Below are 20,238 nucleotides of genomic sequence, written 5' to 3'. Positions count from 1 at the left end.
TCTCGGCGATTGTATTGATGCGAGGCACGCAACGATGAGCGCCCTGCCCTGGCTCGAAATACACCGAGGCGACGCGCCACTGATCGTCAGCTTCCCGCATACCGGCACCGAGTTGCCGGACGACGTGGCCGATCAGTTCGTGTCGCCGTGGCTGGCACGGCGCGATGCCGACTGGTGGGTGCATCAGCTGTACGACTTCGCGCAATCGCTGGGCGCCACCACCGTGCGCACCGCGATCTCGCGCTCGGTGATCGACGTCAACCGCGACCCGAGTGGCGCCTCGTTGTATCCGGGCCAGAACACCACCGGTCTATGCCCGCTGACCACCTTCGACAACCAACCGTTGTATGCCGACGGCGCTGCACCGGACCAGGCACAGATCGCCTTGCGCCGCACACGCTGGTTCGACCCGTATCACGCAGCGCTCGCCGCCGAAATCGCGCGCTTGCGCGAGCGGTATCCGACCATCGTGGTCTACGACGCGCATTCGATCCGCTCGCATATTCCGCATCTGTTCGATGGCGAGCTGCCGCAGTTCAATATCGGCAGCAATGACGACCGCAGTTGCGATCCGGCGCTGGCCGATGCGGTGGAGCAGCTGTGCCGCAGCAGTGGCTCGAGCACCGTGCGCAATGGGCGCTTCAAGGGCGGCTGGATCACCCGCCATTATGCGCAACCAGACCACGGCGTGCACAGCTTGCAGATGGAGCTGGCGTGTCGCGGCTACATGCGCGAGCCGGACGAGATCACTCCGGAAAACTGGCCCTCGCCATGGCAACCCGCGCACGCGGTGGCCTTGCGTGCCGTGCTGCGGCACGTCCTGCTGGCCTGCCTGCAATTCGCCACAACCACCGACCACTCACCCGCCACCTCGCCGCGCGCGGCGCAGCGTTGATTGCAAGGAACCCGGCATGACCCGTCACGATGCAACCCGCGTCATCCGCGCTGCCACCGGCACCACGCTCACCGCCAAGAGCTGGCTGACCGAAGCGCCGTTACGCATGCTGATGAACAACCTGGACCCGGACGTGGCCGAACGCCCGCAGGAACTGGTTGTTTACGGCGGCATCGGCCGCGCCGCGCGCGATTGGGAATCCTTCGATGCGATCGTCGCCGCGCTCACCCGCCTGGACGACGACCAAACCCTGCTGGTGCAGTCCGGCAAGCCGGTCGGCGTGTTCCGCACACATACCGATGCACCACGCGTGCTGATCGCCAATTCCAACCTGGTGCCGCGCTGGGCCACCTGGGACCACTTCAACGAACTCGATCGGAAAGGTCTGGCGATGTACGGCCAGATGACCGCCGGCAGCTGGATCTACATCGGCGCACAAGGCATCGTGCAAGGCACCTACGAAACCTTCGTGGAAATGGGCCGCCAGCATTACGGCGGCAACTTGGCCGGCAAGTGGCTGTTCACCGGCGGCCTCGGCGGCATGGGCGGCGCGCAACCGTTGGCTGCGGTGATGGCCGGCGCCTCGTGTCTGGCGGTGGAATGCCGCCGCTCCAGCATCGACATGCGCCTGCGCACCGGCTATCTGGATACCTGGACCGACGATCTGGTCGAAGCGCTGCGCCTGATCGAGGAATCGTGCACGGCGAAGAAGCCGCTGTCGGTCGGCTTGCTGGGCAATGTCGCAGACGTGTTGGACGAACTAGTGGTACGTGGCATCAAGCCGGACCTGCTGACCGACCAGACCTCCGCGCACGACCCGGTCAACGGCTACCTGCCGCAGGGCTGGACGGTGGAGGAATGGGACGCAAAGCGCGTGTCCGCACCGAAGGACGTGGGAGCCGCCGCGCGCGAGGCGATGGCCAACCACATCCGCGCCATGCTCACCTTCCACGCACTCGGCGTGCCCACCGTGGATTACGGCAACAACCTGCGGCAGATGGCGCTGGAAGCGGGCGTGGACAACGCATTCGACTTCCCCGGCTTCGTACCTGCCTACATCCGGCCGCTGTTCTGTCGCGGCATCGGCCCGTTCCGCTGGGTCGCGCTCAGCGGCGACCCGGAAGACATCGCCAAGACCGATGCCAAGGTCAAGGAACTCATTCCCGACGATGCGCACCTGCATCGCTGGCTCGAGATGGCCGCCGACAAGATTGCTTTCCAGGGCCTGCCTGCGCGCATCTGCTGGGTCGGCCTGGGCGACCGCCACCGGCTCGGCCTGGCCTTCAACGCCATGGTGCGCAGCGGCGAACTGAAAGCGCCGGTGGTGATCGGCCGCGACCATCTGGATTCGGGCAGCGTGGCCTCGCCAAACCGCGAAACCGAAGCCATGGCCGACGGCTCGGATGCGGTGTCCGACTGGCCATTGCTCAATGCATTGCTCAACACCGCCAGCGGCGCCACCTGGGTCTCGCTGCATCACGGCGGCGGCGTCGGCATGGGTTTCTCGCAGCATGCCGGCATGGTGATCGTCTGCGACGGCAGCGACGCGGCCGACAGACGCCTCGAACGCGTGCTCTGGAACGACCCGGCCACCGGCGTGATGCGTCACGCCGATGCCGGCTATGCCATCGCCACCGAGTGCGCCAGGGAAAAAGGGCTGGATTTGCCCGGAATTTCGCGCTGAGCAAGAACGTGCGGACAACGCGCTGTGTATTGCTGCGCGCTGCCGAGATGCCGACACATCGCACTGGCGAGGTGAAGTGGATGCCTGCACAACGTGCTTTACGTCGCTGCGTCGGACGACCGCAATCAAGCCCGTTGGTTCAGTGGCTCTTGCTGTCCACATCTGTCTGCTGGCAGGCCGATGCCGCGGCCCGCAGCAATGCGGCATCGTCCAGGTGCGGCGCGGGGCCACGTGCCGGATAAGCGGCTGCGATCGCCTTTGCCGCGCGATCGGCATCCGGCTGGATGTACCACTGCGACGACAACGGCAACGAGCGCCCGCGTACAGCGTATTCGAACCGATACTGGCCCCAGTAGATGGCCAGTGGCTCCTCCAGCGCGTTGAGCGGGTTACGCAACGTGGACGCACCTGGGCACAACTGCAGGAAGTTGGAGGCCAGGGCGCGTTTGCGCTCAGACCCCTGCCCTGCTGACAGATAGTGGCTCAACTCATGCAACAGGATCGGCGTCCAATCCATCGATGGCGCGCCATCAGGCGCGTCATGCTGCGAATACAACAGGATGGTGCGCCCGCGCACCTTGGCCTGGGTGCTGTCCGACTCCGGCCACCACACGAATCGCGCCTGGAACACCGGGGGCGGTGGCACTGCAAAGAACGCGCGCATGTCCGATGCCAAGCCAGCAACGCCCGGGCTGCCCAATGCTTCTTTCAGCAACCGTGTCTGCGTTTCAAAACGCGGCGCAACCGCGATTGCGCGGGTGGCACGCCCGACAAAGCGGGCGAAGTACGCGCGTAGCATCACCTGGTCATCTGCCGACTGCGCTGCAATCGCCGCGTTCGCTGCCGCCTCGAACTCCCCGCCTCCCAGAAAGTATCGGGAAAACGGATCCGCATGACGGGTCACGTCTGCCGCGAAAATGCGCTCGGCTGCATCCAGCGTGTCGTCTTCTGCCAGCCCGGATGTGCGACGGCGGAAGTCCGCATAAGCGGCGAGCGCGCCGCGATCTGCATCATCCAGACCGCCGTGCGTTTCCATATAGCGGCGGTAGACGGGAACGGTGAAACCGGGCAGCCAGTCCGACAGGTTATCCAGCAGATTGAATAGATCCGCAGCCTCGCTGTATTCCACATTCATCGGCAGCGCCGGCGTTGCCGGTGGCGCTGCATGTGCGGTTGCGGACAACAGCATCCAGATCAACGCAAGGGAGCCGACGCCCGGCAATGCGCTGGACCAACAGTCACTCCATCTGCGCATGACGAACCCTGGGCTGGCGGATCGCTGGATTCGAGCATGCGGCGATGCTTACCCACAATATGTCGTTGGTTAGGGGGGGCGGTCTAAAAGCAAGACTTACCTGTGCAGAGTGCGACAGGATCGAGGCAGGCGCAGCGGTTGGTCTTGCAGGCAGGTTTTCCAACGCTGTGGCGCAGCGTGGCCGGTCACGCATCGATCCCGGGAGCGGTCCCCCGCATCGCGGCGAACCGGCGGACGTTGCGACGGCCACAGCCGCCATGAGCGGCACGTTGCAGCCCGGTCGACCCACCGCAGCAGTCAGACTGCCATCACCGTCGCGACGATTGCCCTCAAGTCTGCGCGGTACAGGCCGACAAGGTATGCAACGTTTCGAGGAATCTCTATGGGCATCTTGATCTACCTGGTGCCTGCATTCGCACTCTGGGCGCTGATCGCCACCGTGCTGGCGTTTGTGCGGGGCCGGCAATTACGTGATGAATCCGGCCAGCACGCGAGCACCCAGGACAGTCTTGCGCGTTATCAGGCAGCCCTGTCGCAGCTGAAAGCGCGTGCGGCCGCCAGTACGCTGGAGCTGGAATCGCTGCAGCGCAGCTACGCCGTGCTCAAACAGTCGATGGAGCAGCAGGAACAGAACGCATCTGCGCAGCAGGCGGTCACTGCCGACCAGGTGATTCCAATGGTGATGGTGCAGCAGTTGGACATCGCCAACGAGATCGGCACCTTGTTCGGACATGTGGCACGCGTGGCGCGCAGCCTGCGCCGTTACAGCGCCTACAGCCGCGGCCACAACGCCCCGGAACCGAGCACCGCCCGTTACGACCTGCATTGGCTGGCGGACTGCCTGCACAGCTTCGACCAGGTCGGCCATGCACTGTTGCGCGGCAATGTCGCTGCATTGATCACGGCGTGCCAGGATCTGCTGTCGATGTACGACCACTACTTGAAGGATGGCTCAGGCTACAACAGCCGCGACACCTTCCAGCGCCTGAGCAGTGATGTACCGCTATCGGAGGCGACCGACGCCATCCGCTCGATCATCGTCAAGGCAACGCTGGCGCAGGATGCGCAGGACGCAGTGAAGGAAGAGGCGATAGCCGCGAACGTCGGTTGAGTCGGAAATCGGGAGTTGCGCAATCGCTGCGCTCTTGCGTGCAGCGTCAAAGGTGGGTTGCAGATTGGTACCGCACGCAATAAAAAACGCCGGCTGTGGGCCGGCGTTTTTCGTCAACTGCGTGGATCGGATCACCCGATCACGCTTCGGTCGGAGGCAACTCGCTGGCGGGTGCGGCGACGTCGTCCACCACATCTTCCGCTTCATCCAGTGACGCATCCAGGCGTTCGACCGCCTGCAGCTTTTCGCCCTTGGACAAGCGGATCAAGGTCACGCCCTGGGTATTGCGACCCACGCGCGAGATCTCCGAACCGCGCGTGCGCACCAGGGTGCCGCCATCGGAAATCAGCAGCACTTCGTCGGTGGCGCCCAGCAGCACCGCACGCACCAACTTGCCGTTACGCTCGGTGGTCTGGATGCCGATCACGCCCTGCGTGCCGCGGCCCTTGCGCGGATACTCGGTCAGCGGGGTGCGCTTGCCGTAGCCGTTCTCGGTGGCGGTAAGGATATAGGCCATGTCGTCGCTCTCGGCGAGGTCGATCACCTCCGCGTCGACGCCGTCCGTGCTTTCCACCACGTCCTCGACACCCTCGTCCTCGAGATCGCCTTCGATGCCGCCGGCACGCTCTGCCACGATCAGGCTGACCACCTCTTCGCCCTTGGTCAGACGGATACCGCGCACGCCGGTGGCGGTGCGGCCCATCGAACGCACGGTGGATTCGCCGAAGCGCACGGTCTTGCCGTTGGAGGCGAACAACAACACATCGCGGTCGCCGTCGGTCAAGGCCACACCGACCAGCGCATCGCCCTCGTCGAGGTTGATGGCGATCTTGCCGCGGGCCAGACGGAAGGCGAATTCGCTCAGCGGGGTTTTCTTGACCGTGCCGTTGCGCGTGGCGAAGAACACATAGCGGTTGTCGGCGTATTCGCGCACCGGCAGCACCGCCTGCACACGCTCGCCGGGTTCCAGCGGAATCCAGTTGATGATCGGACGGCCACGCGCGTTGGAGCCGGCTTCCGGCAACTGATACACCGGCAGCCAGAACACCTTGCCGCTGCTGGTGAAGGTCAGCAGCGTGTCGTGCGTGTTGACCAGCCACAGCTGATCGATGAAATCCTCTTCCTTGGTCGCTGCGGCTGAGCGGCCACGGCCACCACGGCGCTGCGCGCGATACGCGCTCACCGGCTGACGCTTGGCATAGCCTGCGTGCGAGAGCGTCACCACCACGTCTTCCGGCGAGATCAGATCCAGGATGTCCAGATCTTCTTCGCTGTGACGGATCTCGGTGCGGCGTTCGTCGCCGTACTCTTCGCGGATATTGATCAGTTCATCGCGGATCACCTGCAACAGCACGTCGGGGTTTTCCAGGATGCGGATCAGGCCCTGGATGACCTCGAGCAACTGCTTGTACTCGTCGGTCAGCTTTTCCTGCTCCAACCCGGTCAGGCGATGCAGACGCATTTCCAGGATCTGCGAAGCCTGCACTTCACTGAGCTGATAGAAGCCGTTGGCCAGACCCACGCCCGGCGCCAGGTCTTCCGGCTTGGAGGCTTCGGCCCCGGCGGCGCCCAGCAGCGCGCCGACCAGGCCCGGTTCCCAGGTCTTGGCCAGCATGCGCTCGCGCGCTTCCTGCGGGTTGGCCGAGGTCTTGATCAGCTCGATCATCTCGTCGATGTTGGCCAACGCGACGGTCAGACCTTCCAGCACATGCGCACGCGCACGCGCCTTGCGCAGTTCGTAGATGGTGCGGCGGGTCACCACTTCGCGGCGGTGGCGGATGAACGCCTGCAGCATCTGCTTGAGGTTCATCAACTGCGGGCGGCCGTCGATCAGCGCCACCATGTTGATGCCGAACACCGACTCCATCTGGGTCTGCTGATACAGGTTGTTGAGCACAACCTCGGCCGACTCGCCGCGCTTGACCTCGATGTAGATGCGCATGCCGTCCTTGTCGGACTCGTCGCGCAGCTCGCTGATGCCTTCGAGCTTCTTTTCCTTGACCAGCTCGGCGATCTTTTCGATCAGCCGTGCCTTGTTCACCTGATACGGGATCTCGGTGACGATGATCGCTTCACGGCCGTTGTCGGCCACTTCCACGTCGGCCTTGGCGCGCATGCGCACGCGGCCACGGCCGGTGCGATAACCGGCAGCAATGCCGGCGGTGCCATTGATGATGCCGGCGGTGGGGAAATCCGGGCCCGGGATGTACTCCATCAGGCCTTCGACATCCAGTTCCGGCGTATCGATCAAGGCGATGCAGGCGTTGATCGCTTCGGTCAGATTGTGCGGCGGGATATTGGTGGCCATGCCCACCGCGATACCGGCCGAGCCGTTGACCAGCAGGCTCGGGAACCGGGTCGGCATGACCGTCGGCTCCTGCTCCTTCTCGTCGTAATTGGGCTGGAAATCGACGGTTTCCTTGTCGATGTCGGCCATCAGCTCATGCGCCAGCCGCGACATGCGCGACTCGGTGTAACGCATCGCCGCAGCGGAGTCGCCATCGACCGAACCGAAGTTACCCTGGCCGTCCACCATCATGTAACGCAGCGAGAACGGCTGCGCCATGCGCACCAGCGTGTCGTACACCGACTGGTCGCCGTGCGGGTGGTATTTACCGATGACGTCGCCGACGATACGCGCCGACTTGAAATAGGCCTTGTTGCTATGGGCACCCAGCTCGTGCATCGCAAACAGCACGCGGCGATGCACAGGCTTGAGGCCATCACGGGCATCGGGGAGTGCGCGGCCCACGATTACGCTCATCGCGTAATCGAGATAGCTCTTGCGCATCTCGTCTTCCAGATTGACCTGGATGATTTCCTTGGCGGTTTCTGCCATTCGGGTTCCGTAAGTGAGGTGGCGGGCGAGCCGGAAAGCCGCGTCGGGGGCGCCCTGGTGACAGGCTGCCGACCCCACGCTCCCGCCGATCGATTCAAGCCCCGGATTGTATCACGAAGGGGCAGCCCGATACCGCCGGTTTACCGGCCAGAAACAAGCACTTGCGGGACTTTAGCGACGAATGGCGCGTTATTGCGCCGGGCTGGCCTCAGCTGCCGAACGCTGTCTGCATGCGCGCCAGGTCCGGCTGCGCGATCACCCCGCGTTCGGTGACGATCGCATCGATCAGGCGACCGGGGGTGACATCGAACACAGGATTCCAGGCGTGGATGCCGTCGGCCACCGTGCGCACGCCGCCAACGCCGAACAATTCGCCCGGGTCACGCTGCTCGATCTCGATCTGTTCGCCGTCGGCGGTGGCCATGTCCACGGTCGAGGACGGCGCCACCACCATGAACCTGACGCCGTGGTGGCGCGCAGCGATCGCCAGCTGATAGGTGCCGATCTTGTTGGCGGTGTCGCCGTTGGCGCAGATGCGATCGGCGCCGACGATGACCCACTGCACCAGCCCGGACTTCATCAGATGCGCGGCGGCCGAGTCGGCGATCAGGGTCGCGTCGATGCCGTCCTGCTGCAGCTCCCACACGGTCAGGCGTGCGCCCTGCAACCACGGCCGGGTCTCGCCGGCAAAGACTTTGGCGATGCGCTGCTGGGCCACGCCGGCGCGGATCACACCCAGCGCGGTACCGAAGCCGGCAGTGGCCAGCGAGCCGGTATTGCAGTGGGTCAGCACGCCGCTGCCTGCCGCGATCAGATCGGCACCGAGCGCGCCCATTCGCCGATTGGCCGCCAGATCTTCGTCGGCGATGGCTTGCGCCTCGCGTGCGATCACTTCGCGCCAGTCGGCGCCGGCAGCGCCCAATACCCGACGCATACGCATCAGTGCCCAGGCCAGATTCACCGCAGTCGGACGCGCGGCATTGAGCCGCAATAGCGCCGGTTCGAGTTTTTGCAAGGCGGCGCTGCCCCCATCGGCATCGATGTCGCGTGCCGCCAACACCACGCCCCACCCGGCCGCGATACCGATCGCCGGCGCGCCGCGCACGGCCAGCGAATGGATCGCCTCGGCCACCGCGTCGCTGGACTCGCAGCGCACATGTTCCACCACGAAGGGCAGCTTGCGCTGGTCGAGCAGTTCCAGGGCATCGCCGGTCCACAGCAGTGGGCGGATATGGTCGTAGCGGGCGTAGTCGATATGGGCGCTGTCGTTCATGGCGCTATTGTAAGGCGCGCGGGCAGCCCAGTCAGTGGACCTGCCGTGCTCAGCCTGGGGTCGGCGCGCAACAATGCCTCAAGCGCATGCTAGGCGAAGGTATGTTGAGCGGCTGGAAAACGTAGCGAGCAGTTTGGATGCAGTCGAAAGCCTGGTTGGTCGAGCGCGCGCTGCCCTCGCCGCTCGCGGGACACGCCGTACATCCGTCCATGGAGGCTCGGTGGCGGCATCCATGCCGCCACACGGTACCGCAAGCGGCAAGGACACCGCACCAGGAAGTTTGCCGGTTGCTTTGTTGAAGCCTGCCTGTCGATCGCGTTGCGCTGCGAAGCTGATCCGACGCGGCGTTATTCAAACAACGCACGTCATGCACTGCTTGCAACCATGCACGCCGACCATCCCGCCTGGTCCTTGCCCGCCTACCCTCGCGGGACCTTACGCGGCATGGATGCAGCGTAAGCACCTACAGGGACGTACTTGCGGCGTGTCCCGCGAGGGTGGGCGGGCGGGCCCTCCAGCCAAACCGCAGATCAGCCGCGTGCAGAGAAAGCCAAGATCCTCCGCTCAGCGATAGACCAACGCGCAACAGGCTTGTCAGCCGCTCTCAGTCGACGATGAACTCGGCACGGCAGCCGTCGTTCACCCACACCCCATCGCGGCTCCAGCCCCAGGTCTGGCCTTCCACGCAGTCTTTTTTGGACATCTGCCGGCCCACACGCACCTGGCGCTCCACCGACACCCCGCAGGTACGGCGCGAGTTCTTCTTCGATTCGCAGGTGATCATGCGCGGCACGGCCACAAAGCCGGAACCGTCTTCGGCACCGACTTCGAACTCGCCATCGCAACCGCGCGAGACCCAGATTTCGTTACGGCGGGTGCCCCACGTGCGGCCCTCCTTGCACGGCCACATCGAGCGTTGACGCAATAAACGGACTGGCGCGCCGCGCAGCACCACCGGGCAGGCCACCTTGCCGCCGTTGGAATCGCAGCGCACCACGCGGCGCATCTGCGGGGAGGCCGGCACGCCTGCGGAGGCGAACTCCGCACGGCAGCCCTGCTCGACCCACACGCCGTCGCGTTCGACATCCCATTCGCTGCCGCGGATACAGCTGGTTTCGGACAACTGGCGCACCAATTGCACGCCGTGTTCGGTGTCCATCGCACAATGCGTGCGCGCCATGTCCTTGGACTCGCAACGCACCACGCCGGAGGCGCGATCCGAGGCACGCGCGTCGGCAAGCATCAGCAGCGGCAAGCACCACAAACCGCATAAGCTGACCAGCCACTTCATGCCGACACTCCTCACCCAAACACACTCTGCGCCGCGCCCCCCGTGGACGGGAGGATGAGAGCATCATCGATGTGAAGAAAGCAATACAGTGCCGATGACAGCGGGATGGCACTGCGGGCCTGTGATCCGCAATGGCGTCGGCGGCACAACCCGATACGCGGTGCCGGCGCTAGGCGCGCGCGAACTCGAACGCGAGCACATCGGCAATCTGCGCGGTGCCACGCAGGGCCATCAACAAGCGATCAACGCCGACCGCCACACCGGCGCAATCGGGTAGCTGCGACAACACCGCGAGCAGGCGTTCATCCAATGGCACCTGCTGCAACCCGCGCGCGGCACGCACCGCGTTGTCGCGCATGAAACGCGCGCGTTGCTCCTGCGCGTCATTCAATTCGTGATACCCGTTGGCCACCTCATAGGCGCCCAGGTACAGCTCGAAGCGCTCGGCCACTGGCGGGTCGTCGTGGCGGATACGCGCCAATGCACATTGGCTGGCCGGCCAGTCGTGCACCACGGTCAGCGTGTCGCCGGCAAAGTCCGGCTGGATGCGATGGGTCATCAGCAGATCCAGCCAATCGTCGCGGGTCAGCCCCTGCGGATCGATGGCGATGGCCTGTAGCGGTGCGCGTAGCGTTTCGATCGGATCGCGCAGCGGGTCGATGCCCAAGGTCTGCGCGAACAATTCGCGGTACGTCAGCACCTGCACGCGCACCTCGCGCTCGACCAATGCAAGTGTGCGCCGCACCAGCGCGACGGTTTCCTGTGCCAGGGCGCGATCGTTCCACCCCACCCGATACCACTCGAGCATGCTGAACTCGGGATTGTGGCGGCCGCCGGCTTCGCCGTTGCGAAACACCCGCCCCAGCTCGTAGCAATCGCCCACCCCGGTTGCGAGCAAACGCTTGAGCGGATATTCCGGCGAGGTACGCAACCAGCGCACCGGCGCGCCGGCATCCACGTGGCCGCTGAAGCGGGTGCTGAAGCTCTCGATATTCGGCTCGGTGTTGCCGGCCTCCGACAGCACCGGCGTCTCCACTTCCAGCACGTCGCGCTCGGCGAAAAACTCGCGAATCGCGGCATTCAGCCGCGCGCGCAACCGCAATGCGGCCAAGTCGATCTGCGCCGCCGTCATGGCTGCTGGCCGTGCTCGCCGAGGAAGGCCAGCAAGCGCGCTTCGTCCCAGATCTCCACGCCCAGCGACTGCGCCTTGTCGAGCTTGGAACCGGCTTCTTCGCCGGCCACCAGAAACGCGCTTTTCTTGGAGACGCTGCCGGCGACCTTGGCGCCCAACGCTTCCAGGCGCTGTTTGGCCGCATCGCGCGTCAGCGCAGCCAAGGTGCCGGTGATGACCACGGTCTGTCCATCGAGCGGGCCGCTCTGCACGGCGTCGGCGTCGGGCAGGCGCGACAGCACGGTCTCCATCGCTCGCTGCGCGGCACTCGCCAATGCCGCGTTCTCCGGCCGATCCAGCCATTGCAGCAGCGACGCCACCACCGGCGCCGGAATGCCGGCCTGCAACAATGCGTCGGCGTCCGTGTTGCGCAGCGCGTCGAACGAGTCCACCACCGCGGCCAGTTGCTGCGCCCGCACCGAGGTCACCTTGGGGATGTCCATGTCTTCCAGCACGCTGGCAAAGCTCAGCGCATCGCGCAGCTTGGGCGATGGCGGGTGCGCATCGCCGATGCGCACGCCACGCTGCAACAGATCGTCGATGGCTTGCTGGTTGCCGGACTGATCGAGGAAATGCCCCAGCGAACGCGCCACCTCGCCACCGATATCCGGCACGCGCTTGAACAGCGGCCACGGCAGGTGGCGGATCAGCTCCAGATCGCCGAACCAGGCCGACAAGGCCTTGGCAGTGCTCTCGCCGACATGCTCGATGCCCAGCGCGAACAGGAAACGCTCCAACGTGGTGTCGCGCGATTTCTTCAGCGCTTCGATCAGGTTGTCGGCCCACTTGGTGGCGATCTTCTTGCGATTCCAATCGAATCCCTCGAATTGCAAGCGCAGAACGTTCGCCTGCCAATTTTCGGGCCAAACAGCTTGTCCATCGACCAAATCCACTCCCTGCAAACCCATCAAGGTTTCAAGTTCACGATATTTGCTTTCGGCCAGATGCTCGCGCGCTTCGCGCAGAAACGCATGCGGGCTTTCGGCGGTGCTGATCAGGCGCAATTGCAGCAGTTGATCGACAGTGAGCAGATACAGATCGGCCACGCCCTGCACCACGCCGCTGTCAACCAGCACTTCGATGAACTTTTCGCCCAGGCCATCGACATCCATCGCGCGGCGCGAGACGAAATGCCGGAACGCTTCCTTGCGCTGTGCCGGGCAGGTCAGCTCGCCAGAACAGCGCCACACTGCCTGCCCTTCTTCGCGCACGATCTCCGACCCGCACACCGGGCATTGCGTAGGCATCTGCCATGGCTGCGTGCCGGGTGGCCGTTGATCGGCGACAACACCAGCCACTTCCGGAATCACATCGCCGGCACGGCGCACGATTACCGTATCGCCCACGCGCACATCCAGCCGCGCGATTTGGTCGGCGTTGTGCAAGGTGGCGTTGGTGACGATCACCCCGGCCACATGCACCGGCTTCAGACGCGCCACCGGGGTCGCCGCACCGGTGCGGCCGATCTGGATCTCGATCGCCTCCACCGTGGTGGACTGCTCCTGCGCCGGGAATTTATGCGCGATCGCCCAGCGCGGTGCGCGCGAGACAAAGCCCATCTCGCGCTGCCCGGCCAGATCGTCGAGCTTGTAGACCACGCCATCGATATCGAATGGCAAGCCGTCGCGCGCCTCACCGATACGCTGGTAGTACGCCAACAGGCCGTCGCTGCCCTGCACGACCTCGACCAGGGCGCTGACCGGAAAGCCCCAGTCGCGCAACTGCGCCAGGATGGCCGAATGGGTCTGCGGCAATACGCCTTCGCTCACTTCGCCCACGCCGTACGCACAGAAACTCAGCGGACGTTGCGCGGTAATGCGCGCATCCAGCTGACGCAGCGAACCGGCCGCACCATTGCGCGGATTGGCCAGCACCTTGCCGCCATGCAGGCGCATCTGCGCGTTGTAGGTTTCGAATGCGGCGCGCGGCATATACACCTCGCCCCGCACTTCCAGCACCTGCGGCCAGCCTTCGCCACGCAGGCGCAGCGGAATCGCCTTGACGGTGCGCAGATTGGCACTGACGTCCTCGCCGGTGGCGCCGTCGCCCCGCGTTGCGCCCTGCACGAACTCGCCGTTCTCGAAGCGCAGGCTGATCGCCAGGCCATCGAGCTTGGGCTCGGCCGAAAACAGCGGTTGTTTCACCTCCAGCCGCGCGCTGATACGCCGCACGAATTCGGCCACTTCCTCATCGCTGAAGGCGTTGCCCAGCGACAACATCGGCAAGGCATGCCGCACTTCGGCAAAGCGCGACGCGGCTAGATGGCCGACGCGTTGGGTCGGCGAATCGGCGCTGGCGAACTCTGGATGCTCCGCTTCCAATGCCTCCAGCTCGCGCATCAAGCGGTCGTAGTCGACGTCGGCCATCTGCGGCTCGTCGAGCACGTGATAGCGGTAGTTGGCGTCTTCGAGACGACGACGCAGGGCGTCGATGCGCTGAGCGGGATCCGGGCTGACAGTCATGCGATCGCTGGGCGGGCTCTGGGCTGCATAGTCTAACGGGCAGGCACTGGCTCAAGCAGCGCCCGGACAGCGGCCGAATTCGGTGTCTGGCACATCCGCCGGGTTCGTGCGCGTGTGCGCGAAAGGCAAGCAGGCACCAGCGCCTGCCCGCCGTAGCGCCCGCCCGGGAGAGGCCTTCACGTCGACAGGGAAGCCACCCTGCTTTCCTAGCGAATAACCGTTTTCAGCCCGTTCGGCAGTTGCCGATAGGCACACCGCCACAAACCCGCTAGCGTGGCGCCCTCTTTGCCCTGTCCGCCTGGAGTTCACCGTGTCGTTGCCCGTCTCGCGCCGTTCGTTTCTCAGCCTTGCCGGTTCCGGCATGGCGGTTTCCGCATTGGGGCTGATGTCGCCAGCCGAGGCGGCCCGCAAACGTGCAGCCGCACCTGCCGCCCCGGGTGTGGCGCCTGCCGCCGGCACCGTGTACCTCAACTACAACGAACATCCGCTCGGCCCCTCGCCCGCCGCACTGGACGCGGCAACGCGATCGCTGGCGCGTGCAGGCCGGTATCAGTTCGAGATGGAGCAGGACCTGCGCAACCTGATGGCCGGCGAGTTGCAGTTGCCGAACGACCACATGGCGTTTTTTCCCGGTTCGAGCGACCCGCTGAATCGCAGCAGCGCCCTGTTCACCTCGCCACGCGCAGGTCTGGTCATCGCCGACCCAACCTTTGAAGCGGTGGCCGACGTCGCCACCGCACATGGTGCACCGGTGCGCCGTGTGCCCTTGCGGGCCGATGGCGCACACGACGTCAAGGCAATGGCCAAGGCCGACCCGACCGCTGGCTTGATCTACGTGTGCAACCCCAACAATCCCACTGGCTCGGTCACGCCGCGTGCCGAGATCGAATGGCTGCTGACCAACAAGCCAGCCAGCGCCGTGCTGCTGGTCGACGAAGCCTATATCCACTACAGCCACGAAACCTCGGCGGTGGATCTGGTACGCCAACGCCAGGACCTGATCGTGCTGCGCACGTTTTCCAAGTTGTACGGCATGGCCGGCCTGCGCCTGGGCGCCGCCATCGCCCCGCCGGGCCTGCTGACCAAGCTCGCCACGCTGGGCGGCAATCCGCTACCGGTGCCGGCCATGGCCGCCGGCATCGCCAGCCTGCGCGACCCGCAACTGGTGCAGACCCGGCGCGCGGAGAACGCCCGCGTGCGCGACGACACCATCGCCTGGCTCAAGAGCAAGGGCTACACCTGCCTGCCCACGCAGGCCAACTGCTTCCTGCTCGACGTCAAGCGCGACGCCGGCGTGTTCGCCGATTCGATGCAGAAACAAGGCGTCATGGTCGGCCGCAGCTGGCCGATCTGGCCCAAGCGCGTGCGCGTGACCGTGGGAACCGAGGCGGAGATGCTGCGGTTCCGCGAGGCGTTTGCCAAGGCGAAGCGCTGATTCTTCTCTGGAAGGGAGAAGAGCTTTGATTCCTTCTCCCCCCGGGAGAAGGTGCCCCATAGGGGCGGATGAGGGTACGAGCGCAGCCTAGTAACGTCCAATCGCACGAGTGGCTGCGCCTCCGCACCCTCACCCCAACCTCTCTCCCGCAGGGAGAGGGGCTTTGGTTTCCTGCCGCGCAAGAGCTGGAAGAGGCGCAGCAGAAGTCAAACGCAGCGAGCGCCGGATCCATACATCGCTCGCTGCAAACGTCATCGTTTACCTCTATGCCAGCGCGAGTCCAGCGGCAAATCGGCTTAGACCGCCAATGTGATGACTCACGGGCGATGATTTGCAGTCACCAACTCAATGAAACGCGATCACCCGCAACGCGCAATCACCAGCGCGGCGACTTGGTCAGCGGCGGCGCCTGGTGCTGGCGATCGTAGGCGCGCAGTTCGTCGCGGATATGCGCAACGCGCTGGCGGCCCAGCGCATTGCGGCTGTCGTCCAGCACCACGCCATCGAGCAATTCGGCCATGCGCTGCACGGTCGGCAGCATCTTTTCCCAAGCATCCAGCGCGGTCATCGGCGCCGGCAAGGTGAGGAAGAACGCAATCGCCGGGGTCTGCATTTCGCGGATGTTGGCCATGTCGAAACTGCCGGGCTTGAGGATGCTGGCCATGCTGAAGATCGGCCCACGCTCTGGATACCCTTCCACCAGGCGGTGGAACACATTCATGTGGCCGAACACCAGCCCAGTCTTCTCGGCTGCCACCACCACGTCTTCGCCGCGCAGCACCTGCCCGGCCTTGGCGGCCACGAACAGCGAGACGATCTTGTCGAAATCCTGGTTCGGGCGCTTGCCGACGTCGTTGCCGCCGGTCGCATCCTGATCGTCCAGATTCAGCTCGCTCTGCGCGGCGCTTTCGGTGCGCTCGGAAAGCTCACCGTCGCTACCGGCATCGCCGGAAATCACCGGCTCGCGGCGCTCGCGCGGCTGTCCGTCCTCTTTGTCGACCCGGCGCCCTTGCGGCGATTTCTTCGGGCGACCGAACAGGAAGATCGCCGCGACCAGCAGCAGTCCAGCGATCAGGATCCCGATCCGGATCATGGCCATGTCGGACATTCAGCGTGCCTCCGCATAAGAGTGACAGGTGTCGATATTCCAACAAGCATGGCACGTCATGCCGCACCCGCCAAACGTGCGGCTTCTTCCAGGTCAACGCTGACCAGACGGCTGACGCCCGGCTCGCGCATGGTCACGCCGGAGAGCTGACGCGCGGCCTCCATCGTCGCCTTGTTGTGGCTGACGAACAGGAACTGCACTTTCTCGCTCATTTCCCGGACCATGTTGGCCAGGCGGCCGACATTGGCTTCGTCCAGCGGCGCGTCGACCTCGTCGAGCAGGCAGAACGGCGCGGGATTGAGCTGGAAGATCGCAAACACCAGCGCCACCGCGGTCATCGCCTTTTCGCCACCGGACAGCAGCGAGATGCTGGACACGCGCTTGCCCGGCGGGCGCGCCATGATGGTCACGCCGGTGTCGAGCAGATCTTCGCCGGTAAGTTCCAGATAGGCATGCCCGCCGCCGAACAGCCGCGGATACAGTGCCTGCACGCCGGAATTGACGCGGTCGAAGGTGTCCTTGAAACGGCCGCGGGTTTCGCGGTCGATCTTGCGGATCGCCTCTTCCAGGGTTTCCAGCGCGGTGTTGAGATCCAGGTTTTGCGCGTCTAGATATTCCGAACGCTGCGCAGCTTCGCCGTATTCCTGGATCGCGGCCAGGTTGACCGGCTCCAGCCTACGCATGCGGCCGTCGATCTGGCCAACCGCCGCTTCCCACTCGGCCGCATTGGCCGCCTCGGGCAACCCGTTGACCACATCTTCCAGGACGAAGCCTGCTTTCACCACGGCAGCCGACAGCTGTTCGGCGCTCAGCACCAACGCCTGCTGATCGAGCTTGCGCTGCGAGATGCGCTCGCGCTGTGCCAGCGCCTGTTCGTCACGCTGCTGGCGGGTCTGCTCATAGCTGCGCAGCTCGCCATCGACACTCTCCAGCATGGTGCGCGCTTCGCTCAGCACGCGCTCGGTGCGCACGCGCTCGCTCAAGGCGGATTGATGTTCGTGCTCCAGCGTTTCCACCGGCGAATCGCCGTCGCTGAGTTGCGCGACCAGGTCTTCCAGGCGCGTGTCGAGCTGGCCGCGCTGGCTATCCATGCGCTCCAGCGTCTGGCTGAGCGAGGTGATCTGGGTGCGTTGCGATTCCAGCGTGAGCGCCAGCGCATGCATCGCATCGCGCACGCCGCGTGCGGCATCGCGGGCCTGATCGCGCGCGTCGGTGAGCTGGCGGCGTTCGTTTTCCAGGGCCTCGCGGGCACCTTGCAGATCGCCCATCAGGGTGACCGCGTCTTCGAGCTTGGCGCGCGCTTCGCGCGCCTGCTCGCGGCTGGTGTCCAGCGTTTCCAGCAGCTGCGACAACTCGTTTTCGATGCGTTCGATGCGCGTGCGTGCGGCATCGACCTTGCCTTGCTGACTCTGCAGCTGACCGGCCAGTTCGGACACGCTGCGGTGCGCCATGTACAACTGGCGCTGCGCATCTTCGCGTTGCTGTTCGGCTGCCAGCAGCTGCTCGCGGAAGCTGCCCAGGCGCTGCTCAAGTTCGGCTTCGCGCTCCTGCAGCGTTTCGATCTGCGCGCGCAGTTCCTGGATCTCGCGCTCGCGCAGCAACGCGCCCTGCTTGGCAGCGCCGGAACGCGACACCCGCACCCAGCCCTCGCCCAGCCGCTCGCCACTGCGGGTGATGACCGAATCACCCTCGGGCAGGCTGCGCTGCAGCGTGCGTGCGGCGTCCAGATCCTCGGCCGCGTGCAGACGCGCGAGCAGGCGACGGATCGCGATCGGCCCCTGCACCTTGGCCGCCAGCGAGGTCGGTGCGAAGTTGGCGTTGTCGCTGGCACTGGACACCAGCGCGATGCGGCCGTCGCCCAATTCGCCCAGCGCATCGACCAGTTGTTCCGGCGCGTCCACCAGCACGCCTTCGATCAACTGCCCCAATGCGCCTTCGACCGCGTTTTCCCAGCCGCTTTCGACCGTGATGCGTTCGCCCACGCGCGCGGCCGAATCCAGCCCGCGCGACTTCAGCCACGCCACCGCCGCGCCCTGCTCCTGGCCGAGTGCGGCCTGCTGCAGGGTTTCCAGCGACGACAGCCGGCCACGCGCGGCCTGCGCCTGCTTGCGTACTTCGGCCAGCTCGCCCTGGCTGGCACGTTGTTGTTCCTGCAGCCCGCCAAGCGCGTGCTTGCGCGCTTCGACCTGCTCGGTCAGCCCGTCCAGCGAGGTCTTCTGGGTTTCGTGGCGCAGCTCGATCTGCTCGAACGCCTCGGCCAGCGCATCCAGATCCAGCCCGGCACGTTCGTTGACCAGCGCTTCGCGGCGGCGGTCGGCTTCCAGCGACTGGCGATCGAGATAATCGACGCGCGTGCGCTCCACTTCCCCGGCACGCGAGGCCTCGCCGGTGTCGCGGTTATGGGCTTCCCAGCGTTGCTGCCAGTCGGCCAGGCGCGCTTCGGCCTCGCGTAGCGCCTCCTGACGGAATTCGTGGTCTTCGCGCAGCTGCTCCAGCTGCGGTTCGGCAGCGTCCACCGCATCGCGCAATACCGCCAACTTGGCCGAATCGCCGCTGATGTGCTGGGTCAGTTCCTGCAGTTGGCTCTGCGCCTCATCGCGCGCCTTGTGCAGGCGATGCGAGAGTTCGCGCTGATGCTGGATCTGCTGCTCGATGCGCGCCAATGCACCACCGACCTGATACACATCGGCCTGCGCCTTGGCCACCGCTTCGGCGGCTTCTTCGCGTCGCGCGCGCCCGGTTTCGATCCGCGCTTCGGCATCGCGCTGTTCGGCGATCAACTGCTGCAGGCGGGTTTCTTCCTGATTCAACTTCTCGCGCAGGCCCTGCAATTGTCCGTCCAGGCCGCGGTACTCCAGCGCCTTCCACTCGGCATCCTTGATCCGGCGCTCTTCCTGCAAGGCCTGGTACTGCTCGGCCTGGCGCGCCTGGCGCTGCAGATGCGCCAGCTGCTTGGTGATTTCCTCGCGCAGATCGCCGAGGCGATCGAGATTTTCGCGGGTATGGCGGATGCGCGTTTCGGTTTCCTTGCGGCGTTCCTTGTACTTGGAAATGCCGGCAGCCTCTTCCAGATACACGCGCAGGTCTTCCGGGCGCGCTTCGATGATCTGGCTGATCATGCCCTGCTCGATGATCGAGTAGCTGCGCGGCCCAAGACCGGTGCCCAGGAACAGGTCGGTGATGTCGCGGCGCCGGCACTTGGTGCCGTTGAGGTAATACGCACTGGTGCCGTCGCGGCTGACCAGACGCTTGACCGAGATCTCGTTGAACGAGGCGAACTCGCCGGTGATGGTGTGATCGGAGTTGTCGAAGATCAGCTCCACCGTCGCCTGCGACACCGGCTTGCGCGCCGAGGAACCGGAAAAGATCACGTCGGTCAGCGAGTCGCCGCGCAGGCGGCTGGCCGAGCTCTCGCCCATCACCCAGCGCACCGCATCGATGATGTTGGACTTGCCGCAGCCATTGGGGCCGACGATGCCGGTCATGTTGGTGGGCAGGTGCAACGTGGTCGGGTCGACGAACGACTTGAAACCGGACAGTTTGATCGTGGACAGGCGCATGAGACTGAGGGTTCCGGGCACCGCGCGGGCAAGGCCGGCAGGCGCGTTTTCCTGTGAAGCCGGGATCTAAGCCCTTGATCGGAAAGATCTATGGGCCGTGGCACCGGCAATGGAGCACGAGTATAACGGGCCGGCCATCACTGGCGGCGACCAC

The 20,238-nt window shown here is 65.3% G+C and carries 12 protein-coding genes; 4 read left to right on the top strand and 8 right to left on the bottom strand.

The genetic code is table 11. From position 1 onward, the window contains the following. The first annotated feature begins 34 nt into the window (after nt 1-34). Nucleotides 35-895, top strand: a complete 861-nt coding sequence (gene hutG / locus GGR62_RS01750; RefSeq protein ID WP_184406257.1) for an N-formylglutamate deformylase — start codon at nt 35-37, stop codon at nt 893-895. A gap of 16 nt (nt 896-911) precedes the next feature. Beyond that, nucleotides 912-2,579, top strand: a complete 1,668-nt coding sequence (hutU, locus tag GGR62_RS01745) for a urocanate hydratase (RefSeq protein WP_184406255.1) — start codon at nt 912-914, stop codon at nt 2,577-2,579. 139 nt (nt 2,580-2,718) lie between these two features. On the opposite strand, the gene GGR62_RS01740 is transcribed toward hutU, so the two are convergent. Next, nucleotides 2,719-3,768 (bottom strand): hypothetical protein, encoded by a 1,050-nt coding sequence (locus GGR62_RS01740; RefSeq protein ID WP_184406253.1) that lies wholly within the window; start codon nt 3,766-3,768, stop codon nt 2,719-2,721. Nucleotides 3,769-4,216: 448 nt separating this feature from the next. Between GGR62_RS01740 and GGR62_RS01735 the strand changes: the two genes are divergently transcribed. Continuing rightward, on the top strand, nt 4,217-4,945 hold the full coding sequence (locus GGR62_RS01735; protein ID WP_184406251.1) for a hypothetical protein: 729 nt from the start codon (nt 4,217-4,219) through the stop codon (nt 4,943-4,945). Between the two features lie 139 nt (nt 4,946-5,084). Here the strand turns inward: GGR62_RS01735 and gyrA are convergent, their stop codons facing one another. The 5 genes from gyrA to ligA form a co-directional block, all read right to left on the bottom strand. Beyond that, nucleotides 5,085-7,784 (bottom strand): DNA gyrase subunit A, encoded by a 2,700-nt coding sequence (gyrA, locus tag GGR62_RS01730; protein ID WP_184406249.1) that lies wholly within the window; start codon nt 7,782-7,784, stop codon nt 5,085-5,087. A gap of 208 nt (nt 7,785-7,992) precedes the next feature. Then, entirely contained in the window at nt 7,993-9,057 is a 1,065-nt protein-coding gene (mtnA, locus tag GGR62_RS01725) for an S-methyl-5-thioribose-1-phosphate isomerase (RefSeq protein ID WP_184406248.1), read from the bottom strand. Between the two features lie 604 nt (nt 9,058-9,661). Continuing rightward, the gene (locus tag GGR62_RS01720; RefSeq protein ID WP_184406246.1) at nt 9,662-10,348 is read right to left on the bottom strand and encodes a DUF3011 domain-containing protein; all 687 of its coding nucleotides are present in this window, start codon (nt 10,346-10,348) and stop codon (nt 9,662-9,664) included. Nucleotides 10,349-10,517: 169 nt separating this feature from the next. After that, nucleotides 10,518-11,480: an EF-P lysine aminoacylase EpmA gene (epmA, locus tag GGR62_RS01715; protein ID WP_184406244.1), complete on the bottom strand. Its 963-nt coding sequence runs from the start codon at nt 11,478-11,480 to the stop codon at nt 10,518-10,520. After that, nucleotides 11,477-13,981: an NAD-dependent DNA ligase LigA gene (gene ligA / locus GGR62_RS01710; protein WP_184406242.1), complete on the bottom strand. Its 2,505-nt coding sequence runs from the start codon at nt 13,979-13,981 to the stop codon at nt 11,477-11,479. Before ligA ends, epmA begins: the two co-directional genes overlap by 4 nt. A gap of 310 nt (nt 13,982-14,291) precedes the next feature. On the opposite strand from ligA, the gene GGR62_RS01705 reads away from it, so the two are divergent. Beyond that, nucleotides 14,292-15,416 carry a pyridoxal phosphate-dependent aminotransferase gene (locus GGR62_RS01705; protein WP_184406241.1) on the top strand — a complete coding sequence of 375 codons (1,125 nt, stop codon included), beginning with the start codon at nt 14,292-14,294 and terminating at the stop codon, nt 15,414-15,416. A gap of 376 nt (nt 15,417-15,792) precedes the next feature. Here GGR62_RS01705 and zipA read toward each other — a convergent pair whose 3' ends face one another. Beyond that, nucleotides 15,793-16,524, bottom strand: a complete 732-nt coding sequence (zipA, locus tag GGR62_RS01700) for a cell division protein ZipA (protein WP_184406239.1) — start codon at nt 16,522-16,524, stop codon at nt 15,793-15,795. Nucleotides 16,525-16,580: 56 nt separating this feature from the next. After that, entirely contained in the window at nt 16,581-20,084 is a 3,504-nt protein-coding gene (gene smc, locus GGR62_RS01695) for a chromosome segregation protein SMC (protein WP_184406237.1), read from the bottom strand. Between the last annotated feature and the right edge of the window lie 154 nt (nt 20,085-20,238).

The sequence above is a fragment of the Xanthomonas sp. 3075 genome (assembly GCF_014197275.1).
Lineage (GTDB): Bacteria > Pseudomonadota > Gammaproteobacteria > Xanthomonadales > Xanthomonadaceae > Xanthomonas > Xanthomonas campestris_B.
This window is presented reverse-complemented; position numbering and strand designations above follow the sequence as displayed.